Origin of the sequence: Azospirillum lipoferum (assembly GCF_024170005.1) — a bacterium.
GTDB classification, from domain to species: Bacteria; Pseudomonadota; Alphaproteobacteria; order Azospirillales; family Azospirillaceae; genus Azospirillum; species Azospirillum lipoferum.
In genome coordinates, this window is sequence record NZ_JALJXJ010000002.1 from 536,632 (window position 1) to 553,325 (window position 16,694).

Here is a 16,694-nt window from a genome sequence, read left to right on the forward strand (position 1 = left end):
AACCGTTTTTCCGGGTCGCGGCGGAAGGGTATGGCGCGCTATAACCCATCCCCTTCCCTCGATTTTCCGGCGCACGAACGGTCCATGGCTCCTCCCGCACCCATCTCGGCGCTCCAGGGCGTCTCCGTCACCTTCGGCGGCCGTCCGCTGTTCGACGGCATCGACCTGTCCATCGGACGCGGCGACCGCGCCTGTCTGGTCGGACGCAACGGGTCGGGCAAGTCGACGCTGATGAAGGTGCTGGCCGGGATGATCCAGCCCGACGGCGGCACCGTCTTCGTCCAGCCCGGCGCCCGCCTCGCCTATCTGCCGCAGGAGCCGGACTTCACCGGCTGCGCCACCGTCCACGACTATGTCGTGCAGGGCCTGCCCGCCGACGAGCAGGACGAGGCTCACCGGGTCGATGCGGTGCTGGACCGGCTGCAGGTCGACGGCAACCTCGACCCGCGCACTCTGTCGGGCGGCGAATCCCGCCGCACGGCGCTGGCCCGCACGCTGGTCGGCAACCCCGACGTCATGTTGCTGGACGAGCCGACCAACCATCTCGACCTCCCCACCATCGAATGGCTGGAAGAGGAGCTGCTGTCCTTCCGCGGCGGGCTGCTGCTGATCAGCCACGACCGCGCCTTCCTCAACCGGCTCGCCAAGCGGACGCTGTGGCTCGACCGCGGCACGGTGCGCGCCACCGACCGTGGCTTTGCCGAATTCGAGACCTGGCAGGCCGAGGTGTTCGAGGCGGAGGAGGCCGCGGCCCACAAGCTGGACCGCAAGATCGAAAGCGAGATGAAGTGGCTGCGCGAGGGCATCTCCGCCCGGCGCACCCGCAATATGGGGCGCGTCCGCAACCTGCTGGACCTGCGCGCCGGGCGGGCCGAGCAGATCAAGGGCGGCCAGCAGGCCAAGCTCGCCATCGCCGAGGCCGAGCGCGGCGGCCGGCTGGTGATCGAGGCGACCGGCATTTCCAAGGGTTTCGACACGCCCGAGGGCCGCAAGACCATTGTGAAGAACTTCTCCACCCGCATCCTGCGCGGTGACCGTGTGGGGCTGATCGGACCGAATGGCGCCGGCAAGTCCACCCTGCTGAAGATGCTGACCGGCCAGCTGCCGCCCGACGAGGGGACGGTGAAGCTGGGCACCAGCCTCGACACCGCCTATTTCGACCAGCGGCGGGAGGGGCTGGATCCGGAGGACACCATCCGCAAGGTGCTGTGTCCCTTCGGCGGCGACGCGGTGATGGTCAACGGTGTGTCGCGCCATGTTGCCGGCTATATCAAGGACTTCCTGTTCGACACCCGGCAGCTGGACAGCCCGGTCAAGGCGCTGTCGGGCGGCGAGCGCAACCGGCTGCTGCTGGCCCGGCTTTTCGCCAAGCCCAGCAACATGATGATCCTGGACGAGCCGACCAACGACCTCGACATGGACACGCTGGACCTGCTGGAGGACGTGCTGGGCGACTATCAGGGTACGCTGCTGCTGGTCAGCCACGACCGCGACTTCCTCGACCGGCTGGTGACCGCCACCATCGCGCTGGAGGGCGACGGCACCGCCACCGAATATGCCGGCGGCTATTCCGACTATCTGGTGCAGCGTCCGGCCAAGGTGGCTCCCGCCGCTGCCGCCACCAAGCCGAAGCCCGCTGCCCAGGTGCCGGCCACCGCAGCCAAGCCGCGCGGCAAGCTGAGCTACAAGGACCAGCGCGAGCTGGACGAACTGCCCGCCCGCATGGACACGCTGGGAGCCGAGATCGCCAAGCTGGAGAAGGCGATGGCCGATCCCGACCTGTTCAGCCGCGATCCCGCCAAGTTCCAGAAAACCAGCGAGCAGCTGCATGCCAAGCAGGCCGCACTCGCCGCGGCGGAGGAGCGCTGGCTGGAACTGGAGGCGATGCGCGAGGAGTTGGAAGGCGGGCGGGCATGAGCTTCGCCCACACGCTCCAGGCGCTGGTGGTGATGGCGCTGTGGGGGCTGAACTTTGTGGTGGCGAAATGGGCGCTGGCCGAATTCCCGCCTCTGTTCGTGATGTTCCTGCGCTTTGCCCTGGTGGCGGTGCTGATCATCCCCTTCTTCCGCGTGCCGCGCGACAAGCTGTGGAAGATCGCGCTCCTGTCGGTGACGCTCGGCAGCATCCATTTCCCGATGATGTTCAGCGGGCTCAACGGGATCGACGCGGCCACCGCCTCGCTGGCGGCACAGGTGCAGGTGCCCTTCTCCTCCCTGCTGGCGGCGCTGGTGTTCAAGGACAAGCTGGGCTGGCGCCGCGGCATCGGCATGGCCGCGGCCTTCGCCGGCGTGGCGGTGATCGCCGGAGAGCCGCGGCTGGGCGAGTCGCTCTATTCGCTGCTGTTGATCCTGGCGGCCAGCTTCGCCTTCGCGGTGGCGAGCGTGCAGATGAAGCTGATCGGTTCGGTGAACGGCTTCGCCGTCAACGGCTGGATGGCGCTGTTCGCCATGCCGCAGCTGCTCGGCCTGTCGCTGCTGATGGAGCATGGGCAGATGGAGGCGCTGGCCAACTCGACCTGGGTCGGCTGGGCGTCCATCGGCTATATGGCGGTCGCCGTCACCATCATTGCCTATGGGCTGTGGTATCCGCTGCTCGGCCGCTATTCGGTCAATCAGACCATGCCCTATCTGCTGACCGTGCCGGTCTTCGGCGTCGCCAGCGGCGTGCTGCTGATGGGCGACCCACTGACGGTGAACCTCGCCATCGGCGGACTGCTGACCATCGGCGGCGTCGCGGTGATCGTCCGGCGCGGGCCGAAGGCGGTCAATCAGACGGTCACGAATCCGACCTGAGCGCCGGACCTGATAAGATGCCGACATGAGCAGCTTCCGCCGGATCGACCGCCCCTCTCCCAACCACGGCCCGCGGGCAGAGGGCACGCGGGTGGAACTGCTGATCCTGCATTACACCGGCATGCCCACCGCCGCCAATGCGCTGGAGCGGCTATGCGACCCGGCGGCCCAGGTCAGCGCCCATTACACGGTGGACGAGGACGGCACCATCTATGCCCATGTGCCGGAGGACCGCCGCGCCTGGCATGCCGGCCGGTCGAGCTGGCGCGGAGCGGAAGACGTCAACAGCCGCTCCATCGGCGTCGAAATCGTTAATCCCGGCCACGAGTTCGGCTATCGCCCATTCTCGCCGGTGCAAATGGCGGCGGTGGCCGAGCTTTGCCTGGGCATCGTGGGCCGCCATGGAATCGCTCCCGCCGACGTGCTGGGCCATAGCGACGTGGCGCCCGCCCGCAAGGAGGATCCGGGCGAACTATTCGACTGGCTGGGCCTCGCCGCCCAGGGGATCGGGCTGTGGCCCACGCTGTCCCAGGCAGACGACGGTCCCTTCACCGATGCGGAGGTCACCGCACTGCTGGGACGCTATGGGTATGACCCGGCCGAGCCGCGGGCCCTGCTGTCCTTCCAGCGCCACTTCCGTCCGGAATGCCTGACCGGCACCCCCGATCCCGAGACGGTGCGGCGCCTACGCGCCCTGCTGCGGCTGACGGGGCGGTGATGGTTTGAATCCGCGATTTGGGATTTGCCCCCACGGCCGCTTCCCTATATGAACGACCGCGCCAGATGGCCGGATGGCCGCCTTCGGTTTCGACCGGGGGAGGAAAGTCCGGGCTCCACGGAAACACGGTGCCGGCTAACGGCCGGCGGGGGCGACCCTAGGGAAAGTGCCACAGAAAGCAAACCGCCGGCGTTTCGACGCAGGTAAGGGTGAAAGGGTGCGGTAAGAGCGCACCGCGGACCCGGCAACGGGGACGGCACGGTAAACCCCACCGGGAGCAAGACCGAATAGGAGCGGCCCGACCACCGTCCCTGCAAGGGGACGGGCGTGGGTCAAGCGCGTTTCCGCGCCGCCGCTCGGGTTGGTCGCGCGAGGCGTCCGGGCAACCGGCGTCCCAGACGAATGGCCATCGCCTGCCCTTCGGGGCGGGACACAGAACCCGGCTTACAGGCCATCTGGCACTTTTTCCCCTTCTTTGCCCATTCCGTCCCAAAACGGATCTCCCATCAGGGCGCCTGATCCCATGGCGCCCCATGATGACCTCCGTTTGCCCCCGCCCTGCCCCTTTCGACGGGCCGGCATGGGACGGCATGGGCGGCTGATGGACCATACCGGCGTCATCCACAGGGCGGATGCGACCACCACTCCCTCCTTATCCCGCAGTCCGCCGGGCTTTCCCACGGCCATCCCCAGCATGTGCACGGTCCCTTCCACATTTTCCCCAGACTAATCCACAGCCGGTGGATAACTGTGGGGCGATTTCCCATGCTGTCCCATGCCGGACCGGGCTTTCCCACCCAAGGTTCTATGCCGTCTGAGGGGGTCGATTCGGTCGCAGGGCAAACCATGCATACATAGAATTTTCTTAAAACTTTGGAACGTTCGCGGAACGTATGTGGATAACTTTATCCACATTGTGCGAGTCCAGCATAATACTGCGATGATTCAGAAATTTCGTACACCAACTTGCGCCGATGCCACAGCCTGACTCGAAAGTCTTGACACCCCCGTCTGAATACTCGGGGGGCCGTTGACGCCCATGCCGTCCCATGCTATCCCAAGAATGCCCATTTAAGGGGGGCTCCTACCCATTCTGGTTAACACCGGGGGCGGGAGCTGAATGGGCCAAGCGGGGCTAGCGCGGGGCACCCGACCGCGCATGGGGAATAGCAGGGGGGATCGCCGGGCCTATGGCCGTTTTCCTGTCCACATACGTCAACAAAGTTGACAGGAAAGGGCGTGTGTCGATCCCGGCACAGTTCAGGCAGTCGCTTGCCAAAACGTCGGCCCCCAGCACCGTCTATCTCTGGCCCTCGCTGAACCACCAGGCGCTGGAAGGCGCCGACCAGGACTATCTCGACGTCCTCTCCGAAAGCCTCGAATCCCCCGACCTCGATGCCGACGAGCGCGACATGATCGAGACCTTCATCTTCGGCAAGCTGATCCCCGTCTCCTCCGACGCCGAAGGCCGCATCGTCCTGCCCAAGGAACTGGCGGAATTCGCCGGCATCAGCGAGGAGGCCGCCTTTATCGGCCGCCGCAAGACCTTCCAGATCTGGGAACCCGACGCCCTGAAGGCCCACGAGGCCGCCCTGCGCGAACAGGTCGTGCGCAAGGACATCTCGCTGAGCCAGATCGTTGCCAAAGCCTCCCGCGCCGCCGCCGGCCGGAGCGGGGAGGGCGCCTGATGACCGACTCCCGCATCCATATTCCCGTCCTGCTGGACGAGGTGATCGCCGCGCTGTCCCCGCGCGAGGGCGGCCTCTATGTGGACGGCACTTTCGGCGCCGGCGGCTACAGCCGCGCCCTGCTGCAATCGGCCTCCTGCCGGGTTATCGGCATCGATCGCGATCCCGCCGCGATCGAGCGCGGCCGTGCGCTGGCCCAGGAATTCCCCGGACGGCTGGAGGTGATCGAGGGCCGCTTCGGCGATATGGACCGGCTGCTCGCCGACCATGGCGTCGACAAGGTCGACGGCGTGGCGCTCGACGTCGGCGTCTCCTCCCCCCAGATCGACGAGCCGGAGCGCGGCTTCTCCTTCCGCTTCGACGGCCCGCTCGACATGCGGATGGGACGGGATGGGCCGACGGCCGCCGACGTGGTCAACACCGCCGACGAGGCGGAACTGGCCGATATCATCTATCAGCTGGGCGAGGAACGGATGGCGCGCCGCGTCGCCCGCGCCATCGCCGCCGCCCGCCGCGAGGCGCCGATCGAGCGCACGGCGCGGCTGGCCGACATCATCCGCTCGGTGGTGCCGAAAGGGAAGGGCGACGGGATCGACCCGGCCACCCGGACCTTCCAGGCCCTGCGCATCCATGTGAACGACGAACTGGGCGAACTGCGGCGCGGCCTGTCCGCTGCCGAGTCGCTGCTGGCACCCGGCGGGCGTCTGGCCGTCGTCTCCTTCCATTCGCTGGAGGACCGTGAGGTCAAGGCGTTCCTGCGGGAACGCTCTTCGCCGCCGCCCTCCCCGTCCCGCCATACGCCCGTGACCGCGGTCGCGGCGCATCATCCATCCTTCCGCCTGCTCTCCCGGAAACCCGTGGACCCGAGCGAGGCCGAAGCCCGTAACAACCCACGCGCCCGGTCCGCCCGGCTGCGCGCGGCTGAACGTACCGAGGCGCCCGCGTTCCCGGCGTCCGGCAAGGAGGCAGCATGAAAGGCAAGACCTGGCTGTTCTGGGGCGGCCTGATCGCGGCCGCCGGTGGCGTGCTGTTCCAGACCAGCTACGACGTCCAGGATCTGGAGGAGAAGCTCGCCGGGCTGAACCGCAAGATCGTTCAGGAGCAGGAGTCCATCCAGGTCCTGAAGGCCGAGTGGAGCTACCTGAACGATCCCACCAAGCTGGAGCAGATGGCGCAGGCCTATCTGACGCTGAAACCGACCGAACCGCGCCAGTATCTGGCGATGGACGTGATCCCGATGCGCCCGGCCGATGCGGTTCCGCCGCCCGCCCTGACGCCGCCCGGCATCGCTCCGCTCCCGCCGATGGTCCTGGCACCCGGCGCCGGCAATTCGCAGCTGGCCGCCGCCCGCGCCCCCGCCGCTCCCAACAACAATGCTGCCGCCGGAATCGTTCCGGTCAGCGCGCCGGTCGGATTGGCGAAGCCGCTGCCGATGGAAAAGGCGCTGGAACGCGCGCCTGTCGTCGTGCCTGCGTCCCTGCCCTCCTCCGGCGGTCTCGCCGATCCATCCCGCGCCAACCGGATCAAGCCGGCCGCCCTGGTCCCCGGCTCCGCCCGTGCGCCCGCCGAGAAGTCCGCTGCCCCGGCGGCGCCGGCCGCCGGTAAGCTGGCACCGAACGCCCCGACTTCGCGCCCGACCGAGCTGGCCGCCCGCCCGACCCCGGCGCCGGCACCCACCCCCAAGGTTGTCGCCGCCGCGGCTCCCGCCGCCCAGCAGCCGGCCTATCAGCCCAAACCGACCGACAGCCTCGGGCTGCTCGTTGCGCGGCTGGGGGCCAATCGATGAACGGTCACGACCACGGCGGTCCGGCCGGCTACGGCCAGCCCGGTGCCAGCACCGGCAGCACCTACGTGCCGCCGCCGGCGCCCTCGCCTTTTCCCCAGCCGACCCCGCAGCCGTCCGCCAAGCCGCGGACCTCGCTGGCGGTCGCGCTGGAACAGAGCCGTTACCGTTTGATGGTGACGGCTGCCGTGGTCACGACCGTCTTCACCGCCATCAGCGTCAAGCTGGCGATGGCAACTCTGCTCGCGGGCGGCGGCGAGCCGCGCCCGCATGTCGCGCTGGAGATCGGCGAGACCACCACCAACCGCGCCGACATCACCGACCGCAACGGCAATCTGCTGGCGACCTCGCTGGTCACCCAGTCGCTCTACGCCGACCCCAAGCTGGTCTCGCGCCCGGAAGAGGCCGCACAGAAGCTGGTCAGCGCCCTGCCGGACCTGGACTACAAGGACGTCCTCGCCAAGCTGAGCGGCGACCGCCGGTTCGTCTGGCTGAAGCGCAACCTGACGCCGAAGCAGCAGGCCGCCGTCCACCGGCTGGGCATTCCCGGTGTCGCGTTCGAGCAGGAGGAACGCCGCTTCTACCCGGCCGGTCCGCTGACCGCCCACATCGTCGGCTTCACCGGCATCGACAACAACGGCCTTGCCGGCATGGAGCAGGGCTTCAACAAGCGGCTGAAAGAGGAGCCGGGAACACCGCTCCAGCTGTCGATCGACCTTCGGTTGCAGCATGTCCTGAAGAAGGAACTGACCGCCACGGTGCAGGAGTTCAGCGCCATCGGTGCCGCCGGCATCGTCTTCGACGTGCGCAACGGCGAAGTGCTGGCGATGGTCTCGCTGCCCGATTTCGACCCGCAGGATCCGACCGGCCTGAATCCCGAGACGCTGTTCAACCGGGCGACGCTCGGCGTGTACGAGATGGGATCGACCTTCAAGATCTTCAACTCGGCGTTGGCCTTTGATTCCGGCAAGATCCGGGTGTCGGACATGTTCGACGCGGCGCATCCGGTGAAGATCGGCCGCTTCACCATCAATGACTATCACAGCCTGCACCGCGCCCTTACGGTGGCGGAAGTGTTCCAGCACTCGTCCAACCTCGGCTCCGTTCGCATGATCCAGCTGATCGGCGTGGCGGCGCAGAAGGCCTTCATGACCAAGATGGGCTTCACCAGGCCCACCGGGCTGGAACTGCCGGAAAACGGCTGGCCGCTGGTGCCCAACCCATGGCGCGAGATCAACAGCTACACCATCTCCTTCGGCCACGGCATCTCGGTCAGCCCGATGCACACGGTGGCCGCCGCCGCATCCGTCATCAACGGCGGCTTCTTCCATAAGCCGACCCTGCTGAAGCGCAAAGCGGGAGATGAGATCCCGACCGAACAGGTGGTGTCGCGCCAGACCTCCGACATGATGCGGCGTATGTTCCGCTTCGTGGTCACCGAAGGCACCGGCAAGACCGCTGCGGTCAAAGGCTATCTTGTCGGCGGTAAAACCGGCACCGCGGACAAGCAAAAGGGCAAGCATTACGAGAAGAACTCGCGCATGTCGTCGTTCCTCGGCGCCTTCCCGATGAACGATCCGCGCTACATCGTCTACGTGCTGGTCGATGAGCCCAAGGGCATCGCCAGGACCGGCGGCTTTGCGACCGGCGGCACCGTTGGCGCTCCGACCGTGGGCCGCATCATCAGGCAGGTCGGCCCGCTGCTGAACGTGCCGATGTTGGATGAGAACGCGCCGGAAATCCTGAACTCCACCTATCTGAACGCCGCCGGTTCCACCAACTGGCAGCAATCGCTGCCTCCCGTCACCGCCCCACCCCCGTCGAAGGGAAGCACCGTTGCGTCTTTCCCAACTCAGACCAAACCGCGCTGACTTCGGCCTCGGCGCAGCCGACCCCGACATCGCCGGGCTGACCGCCGACAGCCGGGCGGTCGGGCCCGGCTTCGTCTTTGCCGCCCTGCCCGGCGTGAAGGCCGATGGCCGCGCCTTCATCGCCGATGCGCTCGCCAAGGGCGCCGTCGCGGTGCTGGCGCCCGAGGGCACCGACCTGCCCGCCGGTTCCACCGCCGTCCTGCTGACCGACCCGCAGCCTCGCCTCGCCTTCGCGCACATGGCCGCCGCCTTCCATGGCGGGCGCCAGCCGGAAACGGTGGTCGCTGTGACCGGCACCAACGGCAAGACCTCCACCGTGCAGTTCGCCGCCCAGATCTGGGCACGCATGGGCCTGCCCGCCGGCAGCCTGGGCACGCTGGGCCTGCTCGGCCCCGGCCTGCACGGCTATGGCGGCATGACGACACCCGACCCCGTGTCGCTGCACCGCGACCTCGCCGCCGCCAAGGACGCCGGCATCGACCATCTGGCGATGGAGGCGTCGAGCCACGGGCTGGAGCAGTTCCGGCTGGACGGCGTGGCGATCAAGGCCGCCGGCTTCACCAACCTGACGCTCGACCATCTCGACTATCACGGCACCATGGCGGCCTATCGCGACGCCAAGGCGATGCTGTTCCAGCGTGTGCTACCTACAGGATGCACCGCCGTCCTGAACGCCGATAGCGACGACTTCCACTTTTTTGCCACAATTTGTAACGAACGTGGCCACCAAATCCTGTCCTATGGTCTGGCCGGAACCGAGCTTCGGGTGACCGGGGTGGAGCCGCTGGCCCATGGTCAGCGCCTTGCCCTGTCCGTGCTCGGCCGCGAGGTGACGGTAGACCTGCCGCTGGCAGGTCGCTTCCAGGCCTGGAACGTGCTCTGCGCGTTGGGTCTGGTCATCGGATCAGGCGGCGACGCCGAACGGGCACTGGCCGCCCTTCCTTCGCTGGAAGGCGTGCCGGGCCGGTTGCAGCATGTCGCGACCCACCCCAACGGAGCGACGGTCTACGTCGATTTCGCCCACACGCCGGACGCACTGGAAACGGTGCTGCTGGCGCTGCGGTCGCATGCCGCGCGCCATCTGGTGACGGTATTCGGCTGCGGCGGCGACCGTGACCGCAGCAAGCGGCCGGTGATGGGGGCGCTGGCGGCCAGACTGGCCGACCGCGCCATCGTCACCGACGACAACCCGCGGACCGAGGATGCCGCTTTCGTGCGGGGTCAGGTGCTGGCCGGGGCCACCGGGGAACTGGCCGGCCGGTTGGAGGAGATCGGCGACCGGGCCGAGGCGATCCGTACCGCGGTACGGCAGCTTCAGCCCGGCGATGTGCTGGTCATTGCCGGCAAGGGCCACGAACAGGGACAAACGATCGGCACCGAGGTGCGTCCGTTCGACGATGCGGACGAGGCCCGGAAAGCCGTAGCGGAGGTTGGAGCATGAGCAGGGACATGACGGATAAGACGGTCCTCTGGACCGCGGCGGATGCGGCAGCCGCCACCGGCGGGCGTCTGGCCGGCCTATCCGCGTGGACCGCCACCGGCGTGACCATCGACAGCCGCAAAGTGGCGCCGGGCGACCTGTTCGTCGCCATCCGCGGACCGAACTTCGACGGCCATGCCTTCGTCGGCGCGGCGCTCGCCGCCGGTGCCGCGGCAGCGCTGGTCGATCATCTGCCGGACGGGCTGCCGGCGGAGGCGCCGCTGCTGATGGCCCCGGCCGACACGCTGGACTCGATGGCGGCGCTGGGTGTCGCGGCACGGGCGCGCTGCGGCGCGCGCTTCGTCGGTGTCACCGGCTCCGTCGGCAAGACCGGCACCAAGGAGACGCTGCGTCACGTCCTGTCGGCGCAAGGGTCGACCTATGCCACCGAAGGCAGCCTGAACAACCATTGGGGCGTGCCGCTGTCGCTCGCCCGCCTGCCCGCCGACAGCGCCTATGGCGTGTTCGAGCTGGGGATGAACCACGCCGGCGAAATCGGCCCGCTGTCCCGGCAGGTCAAGCCGCATGTCGCGATCATCACGACGGTCGAGGCGGCTCATCTGGAATTCTTCTCCGGTGTCGAAGCCATCGCCGACGCCAAGGCCGAGATCTTCGAGGGGCTGGATGCCAACGGCGTCGCCGTGCTGAACCGCGACAACGGGCAGTATGTCCGGCTGGCCGCCGCGGCACGACGCCACGGCCTGACCCACGTCTGGAGCTTCGGCACCCATGAGGAGGCCGACGCCCGCCTGCTCGACTGCTCGCTGCACGCGACATGCAGTGCCGTGACCGCGGTCATCCGCGGCGAGCGGCTGCAATATTGCCTGTCGCAGCCCGGCAGGCATTGGGTAATGAACAGCCTGGCAGTGTTGCTGGCGGTGAAGGCACTGGGCGCCGACGTCGCCACCGCCGCCCGGGCCCTGTCCAGCCTGCCGTCGGTCAAGGGCCGCGGGACCCGCAAGCGCATCCGGCTGCCGCAGGGCGCTTTCACCCTGATCGACGAGAGCTACAACGCCAGCCCGGCCGCCATGGCCGCGACGCTGGAGGTGCTGGGCAAGATCGACCCCGGTGCCGGCGGCCGGCGCATCGCCGTGCTTGGGGACATGCGCGAGCTGGGCGACCGCGCCGACACGCTGCACGTCGCGCTCGCCGAGCCGTTGCGCGCAGCACTTGTCGACACCGTCTATGCCTGTGGGCCGCACATGAAGGCACTGTTCGACCACCTGCCGGCGGCGATGCGTGGTGCCTGGACCGAAACCAGCGTGGAGTTGGCCCCCATCGTGACCGGGACCGTAAAAGGCGGCGACGTTATCATGGTCAAGGGGTCTTTGGGCAGTCGTACAGGTCTGATCGTCGATGCGCTCGCGGCACTCGACAGCGGGCGCGAAAGCGAGGACAAAGCCGCCTCCCGAACCACCAACCAGCCGCAGGCCGCGCAGTCCGCGCAAGGCCCGCGAGGCTGACGGACCCAAATGCTCTACAACCTCCTCTTCGGTCTGGCCGACGTCTTCTCGCCGTTCAACCTGTTCCGGTATCTGACCTTCCGGACCGGCGGCGCCGTGATCACGTCGCTCGTCATCAGCTTCGTCTTCTTTCCCCGCCTGATTGCGTGGCTGAAGCGCAAGCAGGGCGAAGGACAGCCCATCCGCGCCGACGGCCCCGAGAGCCATTTCAAGAAGAAGGGCACGCCCACCATGGGCGGCCTGATGATCCTGATCGCCATGACGGTCAGCACCCTGCTGTGGGCTGACCTGACCAACGCCTATATCTGGATCGTCCTGCTGGTGACCATCGGCTACGGCCTGATCGGCTTCGGCGACGATTACCTGAAGCTGACCAAGCGCAACACCAAGGGGCTGTCCGGCCGCTTCCGTCTGGGCTGGGAGATCACCATCGGATTGGTGGCCTCGGCACTCATCATGTGGGTCTCGGCCCCGCCGCTGTCGGGCGGCGTGGCGGTTCCCTTCGTCAAGGACTTCCTGATCCAGCTGTCCTGGTTCTTCGTGCCCTTCGGCGCCTTCATCATGGTCGGCGCTTCGAACTCGGTGAACCTGACCGACGGGCTGGACGGGCTGGCCATCGTGCCGACGATGATCGCCGCCGGCTGCTTCGGCCTGATCTCCTACCTGTCGGGCAACGCGATCTTCGCCAACTACCTGCAAATCCACCATGTGCCGGGTTCCGGCGAACTGGCGGTGTTCTGCGGCGCGCTGGTCGGCGCCGGCTTGGGCTTCCTGTGGTACAACGCCCCGCCCGCCATGGTCTTCATGGGCGACACCGGGTCGCTGTCGCTGGGCGGTGCGCTGGGTGCGGTCAGCGTGGTGACCAAGCATGAGATCGTACTGGCCATCATCGGCGGCCTGTTCGTGCTGGAGACGGTGTCGGTGATCGTGCAGGTCGCCTCCTTCAAGCTGACCGGCAAGCGGGTGTTCCGCATGGCGCCGCTGCACCATCACTTCGAGAAGAAAGGCTGGGCCGAACCGACGGTGGTGATCCGTTTCTGGATCATCGCCTCGATCCTGGCGCTGGTCGGCCTGTCAACGCTGAAGCTGCGGTGAGGGAAGACCGGCGATGATCGACCTGTTCTATATGCAGGAGCTGCCCGTCGCGGTGATGGGGCTGGGCAAGTCCGGCCTCGCCACCGCCCGCGCGCTGCGCGACAGCGGGGCCGAGGTGCGGGTGTGGGACGACAATCCCGCCTCCCGCACCGCGGCGGAGGCCGAGGGCTTCGCCGTGGTCGATCTCGCCACCGCCGACCTGTCGGACCTGACCACCATCGTCTGGTCGCCCGGCATTCCGCATAGCTTCCCCAAGCCGCACCCGGTGGCGGAGCGTGCCCGCGCGCTGGGGATCGAGCTGATCTGCGACATCGAGCTGCTGGGCCGGGCGGAGCGCGACTGCGCCTTCATCGGCATCACCGGCACCAATGGCAAATCGACCACCACCACCCTGATCGGCCATATCCTGGCCGCCGCCGGGCGCAAGGCCGCGGTCGGCGGCAATCTGGGCACGCCGGTGCTGACCTTCGATCCCATCGGATCCGGCGGCACCTGCGTGCTGGAGATGTCGAGCTATCAGCTGGAGCTGACCCACTCCATCACCTTCGACATCGCCGTCCTGCTGAACATCACGCCCGATCATCTCGCCCGCCATGGCGGGATGGAGGGCTACATCGCCGCCAAGAAGCTGATCTTCCACCGCCAGACCCGACCGCGCACCGCGGTAATCGGGGTGGACGACGAGCATTGCCGCAAGATCCACGCCGACCTCGTCGCCGTCGGCGACCAGCGCATCTGGCCGATCTCCGCCCGGGGGCCGGTGGCGGGTGGCGTCTATGCCGCCGACGGCTGGCTGATCGACGACACCGACGGCGAAGCGGTTCGTGTCGTGGAGCTGTCGGCGCTGCCCAACCTGCTGGGCGCCCACAACTGGCAGAACGCCGCCGCCGCCTTCGCCACCTGCAAGGCCGCCGGCCTGCCGGTACCGGCGATCGTCGCGGCGACGGCGACCTTCCCTGGCCTTGCCCACCGGCAGCAGCTGGTCGGGACGCTGGACGGCGTGCGCTTCGTCAATGACAGCAAGGCGACCAACGCCGACGCCACGGAAAAGGCACTGGCGACCTTCGACCCGATCTACTGGATCCTCGGCGGACAGGCCAAGGACACCGGGCTGAACGGGCTGGAGGGCTATATGGGCCGCGTCCGCCACGCTTTCCTGATCGGCGAGGCGCAGGAACAATTCGCCGCATGGCTCGATGCTCGGGGCGTTGCTTATACACGCTGTGGAACGCTGGATGTCGCCACCGCGAAGGCGGCCGGACTGGCCCTGGCGGAGCGGCTGGAGGGGGCCTGCGTGCTGCTGTCGCCAGCCTGCGCGTCGTGGGACCAGTTCGCCAATTTCGAGAAGCGCGGTGAAGCCTTCGCGACCTATGTCGCGAACATCGTCGCGGCGCATGAGAGCACCGGGGACGGCACCAGCGGGGGCGTTGCATGATCACCTTCGACCGTACCGACCAATCGATCTTCGGCCGCTGGTGGTGGACCGTCGACCGCTGGCAGCTGGGTGCCGTCGCCCTGCTGATGTTTCTCGGCACCGTCCTGATCACCGCGGCCAGCCCGCCGGTGGCCGAGCGCATCGGTATCCAGGACACCTTCTATTTCGTCGAACGCCACGTGATGATGCTGATCCCGGCGATCATCATCATGGTCGGCGTCTCGCTGCTCAGCCCGCGCGGCGTGCGGCGGGTGGCGCTGGGGGTGTTCCTGATCTCGGTGGTGCTGGTCTATGCCACCCTCGTGGTGGGTGTGGAGATCAAAGGTGCGCGCCGCTGGATCCATATCCCCGGCCTGTCGATCCAGCCGTCCGAATTCGTGAAACCGGCCTTCGCCGTGGTCGCGGCGTGGCTGTTCTCGCTGTCGCGCACCAATCCCGGCTTCCCCGGCGCGCTGGTGTCGATGGCGCTCTACGGCATCACCATGGCCGGCCTGATCCTTCAACCCGACCTCGGCATGACCTTCGTCGTCTCCGCCGTCTGGTTCACCCAGTTCTTCCTGGCCGGGCTGAACCTCGTGCTGGTGATGGGTCTCGGCGGGCTGGGCGTGGTCGGTCTGGTCGGCGCCTATTATACGCTGCCGCACGTCACCAGCCGCATCAACCGCTTCCTCGACCCGCATGCCGGCGACAACTATCAGGTCAACCGCTCGCTTGAGGCCTTCGCCAACGGCGGGTTGATGGGCACCGGTCCCGGCCAGGGCACGGTGAAGTTCTATCTGCCCGACAGCCACGCCGACTTCATCTTCGCGGTGGCGGGTGAAGAGCTGGGCCTGATCTTCTGCCTTGGGTTGGTGGTGCTGTTCGCCTTCGTCGTTCTGCGCGGGTTCGCTCGTGTCTTCAATGACAACAATTATTTCGTTTTGCTGGCCGCCGCCGGTCTTCTGATCCAGTTCGGGCTTCAGGCGGCGATCAACATGGGTTCGTCCTTGCATCTTATGCCGACCAAGGGCATGACCCTGCCGTTCATCTCCTACGGCGGCTCCTCGCTGCTCGCTCTCGGGTTCGGCATGGGTATGGTTCTGGCACTGACACGCAAACGTTTCGGCCCCGCGGAATGAGGAGGCCGACCGACTTGAGCGCAACCGGCTTCAATGCGGGCTTCGACGCCGACGCCAACAAGGCGATCGTCCTGGCCGCCGGTGGCACCGGCGGGCACATGTTCCCGGCCGAGGCGCTGGCGCGCGAGCTGCTGGCGCGCGGCCGCGCCGTGACGCTGGTCACCGACAAGCGCGGCCATGCCTTCGGCGAGAACCTGCCGGAGGTGCCGGTCCACCGCATCCGCGCCGCCTCCCCCGGCGCCGGCATCGTCGGCAAGCTGAAGGCCGCCCTGCAGATGGGCCTTGGCCTGCTGGAGGCGCGGGCGCTGATGCGCCGGCTCGATCCCGCCGCGGTCGTCGGCTTCGGCGGCTACCCGTCGGTCCCCACCGTCTATGCCGCAATCCAGTCGAAGCTGCCGGCCCTGCTGCACGAGCAGAACGCCGTGCTGGGCCGTGCCAACCGGATGCTGATCGCCGGGGCCAGCCGCATCGCCGTCGCCTTCCCCGACATCGAGAAGCTGGGCGAGGCGCAACGCGCCAAAATCGTCCGCACCGGCAACCCGGTCCGTCCGGCGGTCGCCGCCAACCGTCTGTCCCCCTACGAGGCACCGCAGCCCGGCGGCCCGATCCGCCTGCTGGTGATGGGCGGCAGCCAGGGTGCCCGCGTCTTCTCCGAGGTGATCCCCGCGGCGCTGGCCCTGCTGCCCGAGGCGACGCGCGCCCGCACCCATCTGGCGCAGCAATGCCGCCCGGAGGATCTGGAGGCCGCCCGCGACGCGCTGGAACCGCTGGGCCTCGCCCGGCTGGAGCTTCAGACCTTCTTCCGCGACGTGCCGGAGCGGCTGGCCGCCTGCCATCTCGCCGTCACGCGCGCCGGCGCCTCCACCATCGCGGAGCTGACCTGCGTCGGCCGTCCGGCGATCCTGGTGCCCTACCCGCACGCCACCGACGACCACCAGACCGCCAACGCCCGCCATCTGGCAGGAGCCGGCGCCGCTTGGCTGGTGCCGCAGCCCTCCTTCACCGCCCAGGCCCTGGCGGAGCGGCTGTCCGCCCTGCTGGGCGACCCGCAGGCGCTTGCCGCAGCGGCCCGTGCCGCCCACGACTGGGGCACCGCCGACGCGGCCACCGCACTGGCCGACGCCGTGCTGGCGATGCTGGGGGGCGGCCCAACCGCACATGCTCACGCCCACACCGACCACGACCAATCCCAACACGCCCGGCACTCATCCGCCGGTGCCAGCGCCAAGGGGGCCGCGGAATGATGAAACC

Annotated in this window: 13 protein-coding genes and 1 other RNA gene; all 14 read left to right on the forward strand. The window is 68.1% G+C overall.

Annotated features, from left to right (window positions below; all coding sequences use genetic code 11):
* Nucleotides 1-84: 84 nt before the first annotated feature.
* A complete protein-coding gene (locus tag J2848_RS06415) occupies nucleotides 85-1,917 on the forward strand; it encodes an ATP-binding cassette domain-containing protein (protein WP_149229952.1) in 1,833 nt (610 codons plus the stop codon).
* Entirely contained in the window at nucleotides 1,914-2,792 is an 879-nt protein-coding gene (locus tag J2848_RS06420) for a DMT family transporter (protein WP_149229951.1), read from the forward strand. The genes J2848_RS06415 and J2848_RS06420 overlap by 4 nt, the downstream gene beginning before the upstream one ends.
* A 25-nt stretch (nucleotides 2,793-2,817) precedes the next feature.
* Complete coding sequence (locus J2848_RS06425) at nucleotides 2,818-3,510, forward strand: N-acetylmuramoyl-L-alanine amidase (protein ID WP_149229950.1); 693 nt, start codon at nucleotides 2,818-2,820, stop codon at nucleotides 3,508-3,510.
* Between the two features lie 61 nt (nucleotides 3,511-3,571).
* An RNA gene (gene rnpB, locus J2848_RS06430) (RNase P RNA component class A) lies at nucleotides 3,572-3,973 on the forward strand.
* A 778-nt stretch (nucleotides 3,974-4,751) separates the two neighbouring features.
* Complete coding sequence (locus J2848_RS06435; RefSeq protein ID WP_246193678.1) at nucleotides 4,752-5,198, forward strand: division/cell wall cluster transcriptional repressor MraZ; 447 nt, start codon at nucleotides 4,752-4,754, stop codon at nucleotides 5,196-5,198.
* The gene (gene rsmH / locus J2848_RS06440; RefSeq protein ID WP_149229948.1) at nucleotides 5,198-6,172 is read left to right on the forward strand and encodes a 16S rRNA (cytosine(1402)-N(4))-methyltransferase RsmH; all 975 of its coding nucleotides are present in this window, start codon (nucleotides 5,198-5,200) and stop codon (nucleotides 6,170-6,172) included. The genes J2848_RS06435 and rsmH overlap by 1 nt, the downstream gene beginning before the upstream one ends.
* Nucleotides 6,169-6,984, forward strand: coding sequence for a cell division protein FtsL (gene ftsL, locus J2848_RS06445; protein ID WP_149229947.1), 816 nt, complete (start codon nucleotides 6,169-6,171; stop codon nucleotides 6,982-6,984). Before rsmH ends, ftsL begins: the two co-directional genes overlap by 4 nt.
* A complete protein-coding gene (locus J2848_RS06450) occupies nucleotides 6,981-8,852 on the forward strand; it encodes a peptidoglycan D,D-transpeptidase FtsI family protein (RefSeq protein ID WP_149229946.1) in 1,872 nt (623 codons plus the stop codon). The genes ftsL and J2848_RS06450 overlap by 4 nt, the downstream gene beginning before the upstream one ends.
* Nucleotides 8,818-10,293, forward strand: a complete 1,476-nt coding sequence (locus J2848_RS06455) for a UDP-N-acetylmuramoyl-L-alanyl-D-glutamate--2,6-diaminopimelate ligase (protein ID WP_149229945.1) — start codon at nucleotides 8,818-8,820, stop codon at nucleotides 10,291-10,293. Before J2848_RS06450 ends, J2848_RS06455 begins: the two co-directional genes overlap by 35 nt.
* 8 nt (nucleotides 10,294-10,301) lie before the next feature.
* Nucleotides 10,302-11,795, forward strand: a complete 1,494-nt coding sequence (locus tag J2848_RS06460) for a UDP-N-acetylmuramoylalanyl-D-glutamyl-2,6-diaminopimelate--D-alanyl-D-alanine ligase (protein ID WP_149229944.1) — start codon at nucleotides 10,302-10,304, stop codon at nucleotides 11,793-11,795.
* 9 nt (nucleotides 11,796-11,804) lie between these two features.
* Complete coding sequence (gene mraY / locus J2848_RS06465; RefSeq protein ID WP_149229943.1) at nucleotides 11,805-12,890, forward strand: phospho-N-acetylmuramoyl-pentapeptide-transferase; 1,086 nt, start codon at nucleotides 11,805-11,807, stop codon at nucleotides 12,888-12,890.
* Between the two features lie 13 nt (nucleotides 12,891-12,903).
* Nucleotides 12,904-14,325: a UDP-N-acetylmuramoyl-L-alanine--D-glutamate ligase gene (gene murD / locus J2848_RS06470; RefSeq protein ID WP_149229942.1), complete on the forward strand. Its 1,422-nt coding sequence runs from the start codon at nucleotides 12,904-12,906 to the stop codon at nucleotides 14,323-14,325.
* Entirely contained in the window at nucleotides 14,322-15,443 is a 1,122-nt protein-coding gene (gene ftsW / locus J2848_RS06475; protein ID WP_149229941.1) for a putative lipid II flippase FtsW, read from the forward strand. Before murD ends, ftsW begins: the two co-directional genes overlap by 4 nt.
* Nucleotides 15,440-16,687, forward strand: coding sequence for an undecaprenyldiphospho-muramoylpentapeptide beta-N-acetylglucosaminyltransferase (murG, locus tag J2848_RS06480; RefSeq protein ID WP_149229940.1), 1,248 nt, complete (start codon nucleotides 15,440-15,442; stop codon nucleotides 16,685-16,687). The genes ftsW and murG overlap by 4 nt, the downstream gene beginning before the upstream one ends.
* Nucleotides 16,688-16,694 lie beyond the last annotated feature (7 nt).